The sequence below is a fragment of the Streptomyces sp. NPDC056222 genome (assembly GCF_042264065.1).
Classification (GTDB): domain Bacteria; phylum Actinomycetota; class Actinomycetes; order Streptomycetales; family Streptomycetaceae; genus Streptomyces.
Genome location: NZ_JBHJTL010000001.1, coordinates 223,855 through 237,877, shown reverse-complemented (window position 1 = coordinate 237,877; position 14,023 = coordinate 223,855). Strand labels below are relative to the sequence as shown.

General features: G+C 67.7%; 18 protein-coding genes and 3 pseudogenes. 10 read left to right on the top strand and 11 right to left on the bottom strand.

The genetic code is table 11. The features are described 5' to 3' along the window. Positions 1-7: 7 nt before the first annotated feature. Entirely contained in the window at positions 8-286 is a 279-nt protein-coding gene (locus ACFC0D_RS01145) for a metal-sensitive transcriptional regulator (RefSeq protein ID WP_019548565.1), read from the bottom strand. 68 nt (positions 287-354) lie between these two features. On the opposite strand from ACFC0D_RS01145, the gene ACFC0D_RS01140 reads away from it, so the two are divergent. Further along, complete coding sequence (locus ACFC0D_RS01140; RefSeq protein ID WP_376430301.1) at positions 355-924, top strand: rhodanese-like domain-containing protein; 570 nt, start codon at positions 355-357, stop codon at positions 922-924. 223 nt (positions 925-1,147) lie between these two features. Here the strand turns inward: ACFC0D_RS01140 and ACFC0D_RS01135 are convergent, their stop codons facing one another. Further along, a complete protein-coding gene (locus tag ACFC0D_RS01135) occupies positions 1,148-1,753 on the bottom strand; it encodes a hypothetical protein (RefSeq protein ID WP_376430300.1) in 606 nt (201 codons plus the stop codon). 299 nt (positions 1,754-2,052) lie between these two features. Here ACFC0D_RS01135 and ACFC0D_RS01130 point away from each other — a divergent pair, with 299 nt between their 5' ends. Continuing rightward, a complete protein-coding gene (locus ACFC0D_RS01130; protein WP_376430298.1) occupies positions 2,053-2,463 on the top strand; it encodes a four-helix bundle copper-binding protein in 411 nt (136 codons plus the stop codon). 356 nt (positions 2,464-2,819) lie between these two features. On the opposite strand, the gene ACFC0D_RS01125 is transcribed toward ACFC0D_RS01130, so the two are convergent. Beyond that, positions 2,820-3,578 carry an NPP1 family protein gene (locus ACFC0D_RS01125; RefSeq protein ID WP_376430296.1) on the bottom strand — a complete coding sequence of 253 codons (759 nt, stop codon included), beginning with the start codon at positions 3,576-3,578 and terminating at the stop codon, positions 2,820-2,822. A 491-nt stretch (positions 3,579-4,069) separates the two neighbouring features. Between ACFC0D_RS01125 and ACFC0D_RS01120 the strand changes: the two genes are divergently transcribed. Beyond that, the gene (locus ACFC0D_RS01120) at positions 4,070-4,612 is read left to right on the top strand and encodes a GNAT family N-acetyltransferase (RefSeq protein ID WP_376430357.1); all 543 of its coding nucleotides are present in this window, start codon (positions 4,070-4,072) and stop codon (positions 4,610-4,612) included. A gap of 116 nt (positions 4,613-4,728) precedes the next feature. On the opposite strand, the gene ACFC0D_RS01115 is transcribed toward ACFC0D_RS01120, so the two are convergent. From ACFC0D_RS01115 to ACFC0D_RS01105, 3 genes and pseudogenes are all read right to left on the bottom strand, one after another. After that, on the bottom strand, positions 4,729-5,193 hold the full coding sequence (locus ACFC0D_RS01115; protein ID WP_376430294.1) for a transposase: 465 nt from the start codon (positions 5,191-5,193) through the stop codon (positions 4,729-4,731). Positions 5,194-5,230: 37 nt separating this feature from the next. Then, positions 5,231-5,452, bottom strand: a pseudogene (locus ACFC0D_RS01110) (transposase); the annotation flags it as partial. A 15-nt stretch (positions 5,453-5,467) separates the two neighbouring features. Then, positions 5,468-5,704, bottom strand: coding sequence for a DUF2283 domain-containing protein (locus ACFC0D_RS01105; protein WP_376430292.1), 237 nt, complete (start codon positions 5,702-5,704; stop codon positions 5,468-5,470). Between the two features lie 212 nt (positions 5,705-5,916). Between ACFC0D_RS01105 and ACFC0D_RS01100 the strand changes: the two genes are divergently transcribed. From ACFC0D_RS01100 to ACFC0D_RS01080, 5 genes and pseudogenes are all read left to right on the top strand, one after another. Further along, positions 5,917-6,048: a hypothetical protein gene (locus ACFC0D_RS01100; protein ID WP_376430290.1), complete on the top strand. Its 132-nt coding sequence runs from the start codon at positions 5,917-5,919 to the stop codon at positions 6,046-6,048. A 74-nt stretch (positions 6,049-6,122) separates the two neighbouring features. After that, positions 6,123-6,758, top strand: a complete 636-nt coding sequence (locus tag ACFC0D_RS01095) for a VOC family protein (protein ID WP_376430288.1) — start codon at positions 6,123-6,125, stop codon at positions 6,756-6,758. Next, complete coding sequence (locus ACFC0D_RS01090; RefSeq protein ID WP_376430286.1) at positions 6,697-7,044, top strand: transposase; 348 nt, start codon at positions 6,697-6,699, stop codon at positions 7,042-7,044. The genes ACFC0D_RS01095 and ACFC0D_RS01090 overlap by 62 nt, the downstream gene beginning before the upstream one ends. A gap of 287 nt (positions 7,045-7,331) precedes the next feature. Then, positions 7,332-7,484: pseudogene (locus tag ACFC0D_RS01085) on the top strand (IS5/IS1182 family transposase); the annotation flags it as partial. A 425-nt stretch (positions 7,485-7,909) separates the two neighbouring features. Continuing rightward, on the top strand, positions 7,910-8,929 hold the full coding sequence (locus tag ACFC0D_RS01080) for a hypothetical protein (protein WP_376430284.1): 1,020 nt from the start codon (positions 7,910-7,912) through the stop codon (positions 8,927-8,929). Between the two features lie 247 nt (positions 8,930-9,176). Here the strand turns inward: ACFC0D_RS01080 and ACFC0D_RS01075 are convergent. Both ACFC0D_RS01075 and ACFC0D_RS01070 read right to left on the bottom strand, forming a co-directional pair. Next, positions 9,177-9,641 (bottom strand): annotated as a pseudogene (locus ACFC0D_RS01075) (IS5 family transposase); the annotation flags it as partial. 203 nt (positions 9,642-9,844) lie between these two features. Beyond that, positions 9,845-10,306 carry a TIGR03618 family F420-dependent PPOX class oxidoreductase gene (locus ACFC0D_RS01070; RefSeq protein ID WP_376430282.1) on the bottom strand — a complete coding sequence of 154 codons (462 nt, stop codon included), beginning with the start codon at positions 10,304-10,306 and terminating at the stop codon, positions 9,845-9,847. A gap of 425 nt (positions 10,307-10,731) precedes the next feature. Here ACFC0D_RS01070 and ACFC0D_RS01065 point away from each other — a divergent pair, with 425 nt between their 5' ends. Then, the gene (locus tag ACFC0D_RS01065) at positions 10,732-11,037 is read left to right on the top strand and encodes a cupin domain-containing protein (RefSeq protein WP_376430280.1); all 306 of its coding nucleotides are present in this window, start codon (positions 10,732-10,734) and stop codon (positions 11,035-11,037) included. A 206-nt stretch (positions 11,038-11,243) separates the two neighbouring features. Here the strand turns inward: ACFC0D_RS01065 and ACFC0D_RS01060 are convergent, their stop codons facing one another. From ACFC0D_RS01060 to rpmB, 3 genes are all read right to left on the bottom strand, one after another. Then, positions 11,244-11,678 carry a hypothetical protein gene (locus ACFC0D_RS01060; RefSeq protein ID WP_376430278.1) on the bottom strand — a complete coding sequence of 145 codons (435 nt, stop codon included), beginning with the start codon at positions 11,676-11,678 and terminating at the stop codon, positions 11,244-11,246. Positions 11,679-13,227: 1,549 nt separating this feature from the next. Then, positions 13,228-13,533, bottom strand: coding sequence for a 30S ribosomal protein S14 (gene rpsN / locus ACFC0D_RS01055; protein ID WP_376430276.1), 306 nt, complete (start codon positions 13,531-13,533; stop codon positions 13,228-13,230). Further along, on the bottom strand, positions 13,533-13,769 hold the full coding sequence (gene rpmB / locus ACFC0D_RS01050) for a 50S ribosomal protein L28 (protein WP_376430274.1): 237 nt from the start codon (positions 13,767-13,769) through the stop codon (positions 13,533-13,535). Before rpmB ends, rpsN begins: the two co-directional genes overlap by 1 nt. 67 nt (positions 13,770-13,836) lie before the next feature. On the opposite strand from rpmB, the gene rpmG reads away from it, so the two are divergent. After that, a complete protein-coding gene (gene rpmG, locus ACFC0D_RS01045; protein WP_030118432.1) occupies positions 13,837-14,001 on the top strand; it encodes a 50S ribosomal protein L33 in 165 nt (54 codons plus the stop codon). Positions 14,002-14,023: the final 22 nt, after the last annotated feature.

Below are 14,023 nucleotides of genomic sequence, written 5' to 3'. Positions count from 1 at the left end.
CCCTGCGCTACGCCAGGGACAAGAACAGCTTCTCCAGTCGGGCCCGCATCTGCGCGGAGTCCCGCACCTCCGGGTCCTCGCTGGTCATGCACTGCTGCAGCCCCGTCGCGATGATCGAGAATCCGGCCCTGTCCAGCGCCTTGGAGACCGCGGACAGCTGCGTGACGACGTCCTCGCAGTCCCGGCCCTCCTCGATCATCTTGATCACTCCCGCGAGCTGGCCCTGCGCCCGCCGCAGCCGGTTCAGAGCCGACTTCAGCTCCTCGGCGCTCATGTCGAGTTGCACACCATCCTCCTCACATACCCCTATGGGTATCCTACCGTGGAGGTATCACCCAGAAAGGCATTCGCTCCGTGACGACAGCCGCACTGACTCCCTCCCAGGCCACCGGACGTTTCGGTGAGTTCACCGTCATCGACGTCCGCTCCCCCGGCGAGTACGCCGCCGGCCACCTGCCCGGTGCCCACAACATCCCCCTCCACCGTCTGGCCGAGGCCGCCGACACCCTGAAGGCTGTCGCAGGTCGTACGCCGCTCCTCGTCGTGTGCGCCTCCGGGGCCCGCTCCGCCAAGGGCTGCGCTCGGCTCGCCGCCGTCGGAATCGAGGCCACCACCCTGGAGGGCGGCACCGCGGCCTGGGCCGCCGCCGGCCACGAGGTCGAGCGTCCCGCCGGGGCACGCGCCGTCTGGCCCATGGACCGCCAGGTCCGCCTCGCCGCCGGCACCCTGGTCGTCGCAGGCTTCCTGGCCGGTCTCGCCTGGCCACCCGCGCATTGGCTGTCCGCAGCTGTCGGCGCCGGACTGGTCTTCTCCGGCGTGACCAACACCTGCGGCATGGCCGTCCTCCTGGCCAAACTCCCCCACAACCGTCCCGTCAACGGCACGGTCTCCCTCCAACAGACGCTGCAGCGTCTGGCCAACTGAGGCGCACTCCCCTTCGCGACCCCGCCCCGGTAGCGCGCCAGGGCGGTGGTGGCCCGAGGGGCGCATCGACGACCGTCAGTGAGCCTCCTGCGGGCGGGGACCGCACAGGCGCCGCGTGGCTCTGTCCGCCAGAACGGGTTCTGGCTCAAATTCACTGATGCGCGCACGGAGTGTGACGACTGCTGCCGAGTGGATGAGCTACTCAACGGCGCATCACCGGCAGTCAGTCCTTGCGCTCTCCCGGCGGCTTGATCAGGAGTTGTTCTGCCGCGTCGATCGCTTCGTTCTTCAGTGCCTCGACGGAGACATCCCAGCTCTCGTCCCAGTCATCCAGGGTGAGCGCGCACGATACGAGTGGTTGCAGGTCTTCGGGGTAGTCGAGGTCGTAGGCGACGTCGGCCCAGATCAGGTGGGCGCCAGTAGCGGGATCGAGGGATCCGTCCACGATCTGACCAGCGATCCAGTAGGCCATGGCCCACTTCGCGGCCCGGGGGTCGGCCGGCGGCTGGAAGAGGAGTCCGAGCTCCTCCAGGACCTGGTCGAAGAGAGCTGGGGCTTCCGGTTCTTCGCTCCGCAGGAGGCCGGCGAGCATGGCGAGCGAAGGGCTCTCAACCCCGGCCATGAGTGCGTCCAACCCCGCCTGGATGAGCCGGTCGGATCCGACCTGCCGGCCGAACGCCCTCTCATGCGCTATGCGGCTGAGCTGCTGGAGGGCGTCGTCGTGGTTCATCTCGGTCTCTTCGTCGGTGGCTGTCGCCAGAACATTTCCACAGCCGCCGAAGGTGACGCCATCCAGTTCCCTGCACATACGGTCGAGGCTGGCGATCAAGACATCAGGACGCGCTTGCGGAGGAGCTGGAATCCGGCTCGGCCGAACATCCTCCCGTTTGAGCATCTTGATCCAGTGACGTGTCCTTCGAGCACGCCGGATTTCCGGGACAAGGTGAGGCCGGGCCGCCCGGGCAGGGTCGCACCAGGCCCACGCTGTCCACTGTTCGACGTGTTCGTTCACCAGCCCTGGCAGAGCCTCCAACCGGGCACGTTCGCGTCGAGGGGCGTTAGCTAGATGTGTGGGGCTTCCAGGCGGTCGCTCCGGTCTGCCGGCTCCGCGGAGAGGGAGGCACCCTGATGTCCACCACCGTGAAGGACATGCTCGCCACCTACCCGGCCGACCTCGGCGACATCGACCAGGCCAAGCTCACCCGCTGCATCGAGGAATGCATCGCCTGCGCGCAGGCGTGTACGGCGTGTGCGGACGCCTGCCTGTCGGAAGGAATGGTGGGTGATCTGACCAAGTGCATCCGTATGGACATGGACTGCGCCGACATCTGCACCGCCACCGCTGCTGTGCTCTCCCGCCACACCGGCTACGACGCCAACATCACGGCCGCCATCCTGAGGGCATGCGCCATGGCCTGCAAGGCATGCGGCGATGAGTGCGCCTCCCATGCCGACATGCACGAGCACTGCCGCATCTGTGCCGAAGCCTGCCGCTCGTGCGAGGAGGCATGCAACGAGTTGTTCGCGGCCCTCGGCTGACGGAGAGCGACCAGGCGAGGACCGCGACCGAGTTGGGCGCCATCAGCGCCGGCCGATCGCGGTCGCGGCCATCGCCGGTGAATGCGGGATTGCGCACGGCGGTGAACTGCCCAGAGGTGACCAGGGCGGTCTACCCGTCGGCGACGTGATCACCAGCCCGTCCTGCCCGGCACCGGCGTCGCGGTGCCGGGCAGATCCGACAGCCCTGAGAGCGAGGCGTGGGACTGCGGCACCGCCGAAGGGCGCGAGTACGAACAGGACACCCGCCCCCAGGAGGCGGACCCGGGACTACCGGAGATTCCACGGAACCCGGCGTCGCCCGTCCGGCGGGCCCAGATCTCCGCCCGGATCGGCGCCTACAGGTACGGGTCGAAGGGGATGCCCGCAGGCTTGGCTTCCGCCAGGTGGGATGCGAAGGCGCCGTCCTTCAGACCGAAATGCGCGCTGCCGAAATCGGCCTCGTTGAGCTTCTCCCGGAGTGTCGCGGGGTAGCCCGACCACCCGACGAGCGCGGGGAACTGCCAGGCACGGCGGTGATTCTCGGGCGGTTCGTCGTTGGTGTTCGCCGCGCGGAAGCAGTGCGTGCCGATGCCGTCCTTGTGGTAGACGATCTTGGGGTGAGTGCCGTCCCAGCGGATCTGATCGCGCGTATGGATGTTGAAGTCGCCGTGGGCGGAGGTCGCGACGTACTTGGCCTCGTTGCCCTGGATCCACACCACCACGTGCTCCCAGTCGTGGCGGTGGCCACCCAGACTGATGCCGGGGATGGCCTGGTCCTTCTCGAAGTACAGCGCATAGATCACGGCGCACCAGCCGTTGTTGCAGGTCCAGCGGGAGTAACCGTTGGTGTTGTCGAGGTCCGAGGCGTCCCGACAGCTGCCGTTGAGGGCGCCGGTGGGTTTGAGTCCGCCGTTCAGACCTCCGCTCGCACCTATTGCGGGGGTCGGGTAGCACCCATCGGTGTCGTAGTCATAGGCCGGCTGGAAGGTCAGCTCGATCGCTTCAGCCTGGGAGGGCAGGGCCGGTGGTGGCGCGGCGAAGGCTGTCTGGGATGCGCCTATGACCAGCGTGAGGGCGACGACGGCAACGAATGATTTCCGTTGGTGGCGATTCATCAGCAAAGCAGGCCCCTGGCTGGTCGGGTTCGACGGTGACGGCGGGCGGATCGCGACCGCCGTCGGCCGACACGCCCGGAGCATCATTCGCGAACTGGGGCGACACATCAAGGGTTCGAGCAGCCTCTCTTTCGTAGACGGCAAAAGCCCCTGATGGTCGCTTATGTCAAGGAAGTTGACTGGGCATCAGTGATGGAGGAACAGGCCTGGAGGGCGACATCCGACACCTGCCGCGTGGGCCCGCCGTCGGGGGGCCGGCCCCGCTGCCTCGCTGTTTCCCAATGGGCGGGCAGAGGCTCCCAGCCTCCGCTGGACTCCGAAGCAACGGGGCAACAGCGCCGGTCGGAATCATCAAGGAGTGGCTGCAGCCAGTCCTACGACCCGGTGCCCAATTGCCTCGCGCATGAGCCGCCCCGCGATCTACCCTCGCGACCATGACGTCACACGATGCACCTGAAGGCTCCCGGATCGCTCCCGGTGGTGCCGGGCTGGTGATCCGGCAAGAGACCGCTGACGATCACCGAGATGTGCGCGAGGTTCATACGCGCGCCTTCGGTGACAGCGATCGGGTTCCCGGGCTCGTGGAGGCACTTCGCGTTGCGGACGCCGCATTGGCGCCGATGTCCTTTGTCGCTGTCGTTGACGACCGGGTCGTCGGGCATGTCCTGCTGAGCGCGACGCGGTTGGACGCTCCGCGCCGCATCGTGGACGTCCTGTCGCTGTCACCACTGGGCGTGGTCCCGGAGTTCCAGGGACAGGGCATCGGTACGGAGCTCATCGCCCACGCCCTCGAGGCGGCCGACAACCAGGGTGTGCCGCTGGTATTCCTGGAAGGTTCACCGCGCTACTACGGCGCGCGCGGCTTCGAGGGTGCCAGTACGGTGGGCTTCCGTTCGCCGTCGCTGCGGATCCCTGAAGCCGCGTTTCAGGTCGCCCGGTTGTCCGCTCACGAGCCGTGGATGACGGGCACCTTCGTCTACTCAGAGGTCTTTTGGGCCTTTGACTGCGTCGGCCTGCGCGACCCCGAGGGCTGAGGGGCTACCCGACTCGACCTGATCTTCAGGACCGTCACAGGGGCGATGTCCAGCTCGTCGTCGGTTGCGTGCGATCAGCGAGGCGTCGGGCCGGAACGCGAACATGGTCGTAGGGTTCATTGGATGTGTCGTCCAATCACGTGTTGGATCCCGCGTCTGCGTAGGTAGTGGTGGGTCCGGCGGTTGCTGTAGCCCTTGTCCGCGCTGACGCTGTCCGGCTTGGTGCGCGGCCGCCCGGGAGTCAGACGGGGCACATGGATCTTGTTCATGACCTGCTCGAATTGGGTGCAGTCGGCGCGCTGACCAGGTGTGATGGCCAGTGACAGTACGCGGCACTGCCCGTCCGCGCTTGGATGGAGCTCGGTGGTGAAGCCGCCGCGCGAGCGGCCGAGCGCCCCAACGCCCGCACCACCTCCGCCTGCTGGTCGACCAGTTCCGCCCGGCTCCGAGCGGGTTTGAGCGCCGAGCGGAGCCCCTTTGAGGAACGGGCGGCGGAGCCTGCCGGGCACAAGCAGCGTGATGGTGTGCGCACACGGAGGTCGAGTCGAGCGAGAGGTCCCAGCCAGTGTCACCTGCCGCATCCGCCGCGGTCTGGACCCGCTGGAGTAGCACCTCCCACGATCCTTCCGCCGACCAGCGGCGATGCCGCTCGTGGACCGTCTTCCACGGCTCGTAGCAATCAGGCAGATCCCGCCACAACAGGCCCCTCCGATTCCGGTGCAACACCCCGTTCACCACCTGCCGGTGGTCCCGCCATCCCCCACAACGACCGTTGCTCATCGGCAAGAGCGACTCAAGCCGCTCCCACTGGGCATCCGTCAGATCGCCTCGACTCGCCATGGCTCGCTCGACGAATCACGTGCTCGGCGGACGCGGCTCACGGTCGATCCTCTCTGCGCCGGCCAGCAACTCCGGGTGCAACCGGCGTCTGGCACTGAACAGCTCGATGCCCAGAAGTCGTCCCTGTGAGTCGTAGTCGAGTATCGCCGTGTCGTCCTCGGCAGGCACCTGCCGGACGGCCTCTCCTGGGGCGATGCTGTCGACAAGGTAGATGTACGCCATGTTCGCCATTGCGTCGTACTCGACCCGCATCGCTGACCTTCCCCGCTGTTCTCTGCCCTGTAGTGCCAGGCCCTGGTCTCGGGAGCATACTGACGTCGAAGATCGCCAGGACAGGCCTTGGCCGACCTGGGCTTCGCTGCCCCCACCGAGTTCGGCCTGCCCGCCCTGGCCGACGTCTTCGCCTAGAGCCCGTCTCTTGGAAGTGCGGTGCGGCATGGTGCGGCATGCCGGATCGAAATCCTGTGGCAGCAGCGCTCGCCCCGCTGCGGCTGATCGGGCGGGTCGTGGGCCTTGAGGAGGCTGCAGCGCTGCTGCCTGGCTTCGACCGGGCCTCCCCCGCCGGGATGACGATGATCGACCCGCTCCACGGCTGAATCCACGGCGGACGCGGCCGGGACGGCGGGCGTGGCGTCGGGATTTGTACGGGTTGTCGGGTGATGATGGCGCAGTGCGACTTGATCACGTGTCCTACGCGGTGGCCCGCGACAGCTTCGTCTCGACCGTCCAGTGGATCGGATCGGCCCTCGGCGCCGGGTTCGTCGACGGGGGCGTGCACCCGCGATTCGGCACCCGCAATTTCATTCTCCCGCTGAGCGGCGGCACCTACGTCGAGGTCGTCACCACACTCGACCACCCCGCCTCCGACCGCGCGCCCTTCGGCCAGGCGGTCGCGCGCCGCGCCGCCGAGGGCGGCGGCTGGCTCGGTTGGGTGGTCTCCGTCGACGACATCGCCCCGGTCGAGGACCGCCTCGGCCGCACCTCGGCCGAGGGCCACCGTGTCCGCCCCGACGGGTTCGACCTGAGGTGGAAGCAGATCGGCCTGCTGGAACTGCTGGAGGACCCGCAACTTCCCTACTTCCTTCAGTGGTTGGTCCCCATCGAGGAGCGCCCGAGCGCCGACCCGCGCACCTCCACCGCCATCCACGGGGTCTCCATCGCCGGCGACGCCCCCTCCATCGCCGAATTCCTCGGCGAACCGGCCGACCACCCCCTCGACCAGATCGACGTCACCTGGGTCGAGGATGAGGAACCGGGCCTGGTCTCGGTCGAGTTCGCCACCGCCCACGGCCCGGTCACGATCTGACCAGGGCCCGACTGCCCCGCGGGAGCAGCCGGCTGGCGTCTCCTGGCTAACGCGTGTCTCTTTAATGGGTTGGTCAGTTGATCAGATGTGTCTGCCCCGATTAGTGATCACTGATGCGATGTGGAGCCGGATCGAGCCGCTGATGCCGGCCGATCCGGTCCGTGGACGGCGGTGGGCTGATCACCGCCGAACGCTCGAGGCCATCGCGTGGAAGTACCGCACCAACTCGCCCTGCGGGACCTGCCCGACGAGCTCGGCCCGTTCCAGACCGCCCACAAACGGCTGATCAGATGGGCCGTCGACGGAACCTGGCAGAACATCCTGACCGCCGTGCTGGCGGCCGCGGACGCCGATGACGACATCGGCTGGACCGTCTCGGTCGACTCCACCGTCGTCCGCGCCCACCAGCATTCCGCCGGAGCACACACAAAGGGGCCGAAGGCCGCAGCGAGCCCGCCGACCCCGCACTCGGACGCTCACGCGGCGGGCTTGAGCACCAAGGTCCACCTGGCCGCCGACGACCGCGCTCGGCCCCTGGCCCTGACCGTCACCGCCTGCGACGCACCAGCCCTGTTCCGCCGATGGCAACGGGCCGGCACCTGGCATCGCATCCTCACCCGGCTCCAGACACGGGCCGACGCGAAGGGTGCGATCGTGTGGGACCTCAGCGTCGACTCCACCGTGTGCCGCGCCCATCAGCGTGCGGCCGGGGCCCGGAAGCGGGGTGATCTACCGCGAGCGTCATGCGGCCGAGTGCGGGATCAACCGCCTCAAGAGGCACCGCGCTGTCGCCACCCGGTACGACAAACTCGCCGTCCGCTACGAAGCGACCGTGCTGATCGCAGCCATCAACGAATGGCTGCGACCAGCACGTGGCCACACCTCAGGCCCACACCGCTTTGACCACGGCGTGGCCTGCCGAAGCCGCCCGCCCGTACAACCCTCGGAGGTCTCTGTGATGATCGAGGAGTGCCTGCCTGGTCCAGCCGAAGGCACCGAACCTACTTGAGGGCACCGACAGCCGCGTGTCGTCGATATCGACTCGCACCATCCGGCGGAACTTTCGCAACACCCGGTGCCTGCGGGTTGGGCCTGCGTCGATGCGGGGGTGCTCGTTCACCGCTCCCGTTGGCTCTTCTAGGGTCGTTTCCATGACACGGACCACGCCGCCGCGCCCGCTTGACGTCGAGGCGCTCTTCCCGGAACTGGCCTCCCATCGGGGCACGACCACCCGCCTCCATCCGAGGCCGGGCCGCCCGGATGTTTCGGCCAGTTCCGTCGGCGGGCCGATGCTGTGGCCGGCGGACGAGCCGTGGCCGGTGTGTACCGAGGCCCATCAACGCGGGCGCGGGCGGCGCCCTGCGGACATCCATGAGGAGCGAGCGGTCTACGCCTCGGCCTGGGCGCGGGAACCGTACGAGGGCCTGACCGAGGAGGAACGGCGAGTCGTCAAGGCGTTGGGACGCGACCACCAGGTGCCGGGAACGAGCGAGACCGATCCGCTGCCCATGATCGGCCTCGCGCAGCTGTACACGCGAGACGTCCCCGATCTGCCCGCCGGACCGGAAGGCTGCGACCTACTGCAGGCGTTCTGGTGCCCCTTCGACGCCCACGGACCCAGCGGATACAGCATGCTCCTTCACCTGCGCTGGCGCAGGGCGGCGGAGGTAGGAGATGTTCTCGCCTCACCGCCGCAGCCGCCGGTGGTCGGCTTCGAGGGATACGTTCCCGAGCCCTGTGAACTGCACCCGGAGCAGGTCGTCACCTACCCGTTCGCAGGACTCCTGCCCGAGGAGTTGAGCGCCCGGATCGACGCCTGGGAGGAAGCCCTGGAAGAGGAGGCCGAACAGCAGGCGGACGAAGAGGAAGTCGAGCCGGTCGGCTACCAGTACGACCTGTCGATCCCGCCCGGCTGGCGCGCCGGCGGATACGCGTCCTGGCATGCGACCGATCCGCATCCTTTGGACTGCCTGACCTGCGGGACCTCCATGCACCTACTGCTGACCGTCGACAGCTCGGAGTGGGACGGCGGAAGCCGGAGTTGGACACCGGTCGAAGACCAGGACCTGCGCCCCACGCCCACCCGGGTCACCGTGGGCAACCACGGTGAGCTCAACATCTTCGCCTGCCCGGACGATCCTGGGCACCTGCCCCGCTGGAGCCTGCAGTAGCCCCTCGGAGGTCTTCGAGCGGGTGCTGTTGCGTCTCGTGAACATCGAACGCGGTGCTCTCCGGGTGCCCCCTGGAGTGGTGAACATACGCTGTTGCGACTCAGGCTCTGGCACACATTCCGTGAACGAACTCGGCTGCGGACTGAACCAGTTCCAGCTGCACGGTGTTGATGCCGATCATGGTGGACGCGGCCCAGTAGCGAGACTCCGAGATCCTTCACGGAATGTGTGCCAGAACCGCGCTCGTGAACGGAGCCGGCGAGTGGTCGCGCACGGCTATCGCTGGCCAGGTGAACCTTCGTGCTCAGGCCGCCGCGGGAGCGTCCGAGTGCGTGATCCTCGGGCTAGGCCGGCCGGGTGCTCCCTTTTCCTGGCTCCGGCCGCATGGTGGTGAGCTCGGCAGACAGTGGAGTCCACCGACACCGTCCAGCCCACATCGTCATCAGCATCCGCGGCGGCTAGGAGGGCCGCGAGGATCCGTGGCCCAGGTGCCATCGACGGCCCACCTGATCAGCCGTTTGCGAGCGGTCTGGAACGACCCAAGTTCGGCTGGCAGGTCCCGCCAGGGTGAGCAGGTGCGGTACTTCCAGGATATGGCCTCAAGGGTCCGACGATGGTCGGCCCCCCCCGTCGACCACGAACCGGATCGGCCGGCATCAACGGCTCGATCGGGTTCCCACGTCACATCAGTAATCACCCACCGGACAGACACATCCGATCAGCCGACCAGCCCATCAAAGAGACACGCTCGTGGCCCAGGCCTAGGGCGCGCGCCTGCGGACCACAAGCGGGAGCGCATGACCCAGACCCTCAATGCCGTCGCGTCCCTGCCGTCCGGTCGGGCGGCCAGCTGCTGATCACCCACCCACAACTCGCAAGGCCAACACGTCCCAACCTCAACTGCGACCATTTTCGTTAGCCGTTGATGTCGAGTGCCGTCCCGTACAGCCGAGATACCTTCAGGCGGATGACCACCCGGCGCTCGGCGACCAACTGCTCCAAGAACGCATCTTCATCCTGCGGCTTTGCGGCCTCGGGCACCATCGCGAGCAGCTCTCGCCCGGTCGCATCACCTGGCGTGGTCGTGATCTCGGAGACCTCGGCCTCGCCCTCGGCCACGGCGAACGACCATACGTCGCCTCCCGGAACATGCACGGCCGCGCGCGGGTCACGCCGGAGTTGCTTGACCTTGATTCGGTCGGCAGTGGTGGAGAACCGCACGATGCGTGCTTCGGCGTCCCAGCTGTAGAGCATGGTGGTGAGATGGGGATGGCCGCTGCGCTTATTGGTGGCGAGGGTGCCGAACTGCTGAGTGCTCAGCAGTTCGGAGAGAGCATCGTCGGACAGGGCGCGGGGAGCTGCAGGCTTCTGAGTCATGACGTGCTCAACTTCCATGCGTACCTGGGCATTCCACGGGTGATCCAGAAGTCCGCCCGCCAATGCTCGCAACAGGCCAGGTCCCGGCCGGTACTGAGCCATCCCCGGCCGCGCCCTGCCCCAATTGGGGGAAGTCCTCGACTCCTCACGGCGGCCCTGACCCTGGCGGCAACGGCCGATCCGCTCCCAGGCACCGCGCCGCGCAACTTGCCGTGGATGCGCAGCCATCGCACCGCCTCAGCTTCCGCGAACGTCCGGTGGCTCGCCACCCATCGCCGACCGAGTGATCGAGCCGTGGTCGGGAGAGGTTTTACCAAACGGTCGACCGACGATCGTCCCTGCTCAGGTAGCTTTCCGGCATCCGTTGAACCTGATGTTCGGGCTGCTTCTGCCATGGCGGAGGCAGCCCGCTGAGGAGGCATGCAATGCGTTCGATCAACGTCGTGGACACAGCAGCCGCACTGCCGGCTGCCTGGAGCTCCTGCACCCTGGGAATGGTCGGGGCGGCCTGTGTGAAAGTCCTGCGTATGGACGGCAGCCCGGTCCAGGAAGAGGCCCACGAGGCAGACGAGGTGCTGCTGGTGCTCGACGGGCGGCTGGAACTACTGGTGGAGGGCACCAAGGTGGCCGTGGAGACAGGCGAGCTGTACCGGGTGCCGGCGGGTGCTCGACACGCTGTCGGCCCGGGTAGCCGCGGCACATTGGTGATCGTGGAGGAATCCGGGGCGTGAACGCGCTCACCGCGAGCACGAGTCGGTGCCCACCGCGTGCGAAGCGGTTGGCATTGCGCTTTCTATCGTTGAGGGGCGGCCGCCTCAGCGGCGTCCAACCTGTCAGCCGAGATCGCCGCCGTGGTGGCCCAACTCAACGCCACCCCGATGCGAGCCGCCGCAGTGTCAAGCTGGTGCGCCAGCGCCCCGTTCCCCTGGCGTGCTGATCACTTGCTGGACAGGCGGAGATCCCCGAACCAGGCCTCACACCGGACACGGCCGGAGTCGAAGGTGATCTCCAGCGCGAGCCGCCCGCCGACCTTGTCAACCTCTTCGCTGACTTCCAGTACCGTCTCGCCGAGGTGATCGGCGAACGGGGTCCCGCCACTGATCGGCGCCACCTCGACGCGACCTGACTCCGCCATGTCGTATCCCGCGAAGGGAGCCGACGGCTCCACGATCAGGCACCAGTCCGAACCGGTCGTCACGTGCGTGGCAACCGCCTCGCTGTCGATCAGCCACACGTCCAGCGGGCCGGACGGAGCCTCCGCGCCGTACACGTGCCACGAAGCCACCACTTGCTCAAGACGGCGCCCGACCATGTACTCAGGACGCACACCAACCCCGTGCAACGGGCACTCGCTCACCGTCATCGACTCCATCCAACGACCGTACGGTCAGGCAAATCCCCAGCTCACGCCCCTATATTGGGACAGGCCTTACACAGCACATCCCCCACACTCTAGGAATCGCCACGCTTCGTGGTCACGTAGCAGGTCACCCGGTCCTTGTCGCCTGACACCGACGCCTGACCCTGTGTCCACCAGGCCCAGATCTGCTCCGCCTTCGGCATCCACGCCGGCCTGGCCACGTCGTGGGCGAACCGGCAGGCGAAATCGGCCCGTTCCTGGGTTTCCGTCGCCGTCGCCCTGGTCCCATCGAGATCTGCGTGAAGACACGGGCGTCGTGCGGTCCGGAGCAGGGCACGCCCACGACAGCGTGCGCTGCGCGCTGGCCGGTGTCGAAGTCGACGCAGCCGCCGTCCTTCACGTCGCGCATGGGCAGCACGGCTTCGGCAGCCTTGCGGATGCTCCCTGTGGGGGCTGCGGCCGGCTTCGACGAGCTGAACCCGGTGAGAGTGAGATCCATCGTCAGCGAGGTCGCGTCGGCGAGGGTGCCGCTCTTCCGGAGGAGCTGCGACGGATCCGCCCTGCCATGGGTGATCCGGCCCTGCGGGTCCACGGACACGGTCAGAGGGAAGCCGGCCTGGACGGCGTTGGTGCGCATCTCGGCCGCCAGTTCCTTGCGAAGGTCCGGGGAAACATCGTCCACCCCACTGAGAAGGGCATCTCCGCCCGGTACGTACGGCTGCCCGTGGGGCCGCCCTGCTGCGCTGTCGCTTCCGAGCCGCCCACGCCCTCCAGGAGAGTGCCGCCGACCGGGCTTTCGGAGCCCCGCAGGTGGTCGATCGGGTTGTTGCTGTCTCCCATGGCGAAGATGTCGGCGCTGCCGTACTGGAGCCAGTAGCCCGGGCGCGGTAGTGGATCTGCTGCCGGTCGACGAGGAAGCTGCCGGAGGCTGCGCCCGATGCTCTACCGGGAGTATTGCCGAGAAGCGTCTCCTTCGCCGCGACGGTGTACTTCTTCGGCACCTGCCATTTCACGGTCGCTTCGCCCGCTCCCTTCGTGAAGTCCAGCTTGCCGCTGAGGGTCTGTACGGCCGTTCCCCTCTTGGACTCGAGGGACACCGTCTGCGTGAAGCTCACGTTGCCTGACTTCTGGGTCTGACGCAGGGCCAGGAAGACCTGGCGGTCGATCGGCTGGTCGAAGACCGGGTGCGCCGTAGGCTGCGCCTTCGCGAGCCCGACCTCGTCGTCCCCACCGCCGCAGGCGGAGAGCAGCAGGATTGCGGTGGGGAGCGCGGCGGTACGAGCAAGACGTCTGATCATGATCACTTGTCCGCCCGGCCGGATCAAAGGTTGTCTTCCTGCACGTCACGGAACGATCACCGCAGGGGCGGCGCGAGGAGCGCCCACGACCGGCGGGCCGAGCACCATGCTCGGCATCGCATGCCTGATTCGGCGCATGTGCAGAGTCCTGGACAGTGAAGAGCTGTCGTCGCGCGTTCGCCCTGTCGGTACGGGCCAACGGCACGCAGGCCCACATCCCGCCGGAGATGTGGACTCTTGCGTGCTCGTCGGAGGAAGGGGCGCTACCAGGAGGACTTGGTCACACCTGGAAGGAATCCGGCGTGCGCCTGCTGGCGCATCCGGACGCGCGACAGACCGAACTTTCGCAGGTGTCCACGGGGCCGGCCGTCGACGCTGTCCCGGTTGCGCACCCGGGTGGCGCTGGCGTTGCGGGGCTGCCTGCCCAGCTCCTCCAACGCGTCCCGGCGCTCGGCTTCGCTCGAGGACGGCCGCCGGAGGACGCTCTTCAGCTCGCCGCGCCGGGCTGCGTACCGCGCGACGACGGCCTTGCGCTTCTCGTTCTGCGTGATCTTGCTCTTCTTGGCCATCAGACCCTCACCCCCCGCGCGCGGATCTGAGCCACGGCGGCCTCGATGCCGATTCTGTCGATGGTCTTGATCGCCTTCGCGCTCAGCGTCAGGCGGACATGGCGCCCCTCGCTCTGCAGCCAGTAGCGCTTGCGCTGGATGTTGGGGTCGAAGCGGCGGGAGGTGCGCCGGTGTGAGTGGGAGATGGCGTTGCCGAAGCCCGGGCGGGCGCCGGTCAGCTGGCATAGGGCGGACATGGTGCTGCTGCCTCTCTCTGAATCGAACCGTTATTGAAAACGATTTCCATTCCCGTATAGTAGCGGCATGGCACGCAACGAAGTACGCCCGATCATCAAGCTCCGCTCCACCGCGGGCACCGGCTACACCTACGTCACCCGCAAGAACCGGCGGAACGACCCGGACCGCATGGTGCTGCGCAAGTTCGACCCGGTGGCGCGTCGACACGTCGACTTCCGCGAAGAGCGCTGACCCCCGCCCCACCCCCGCTAGA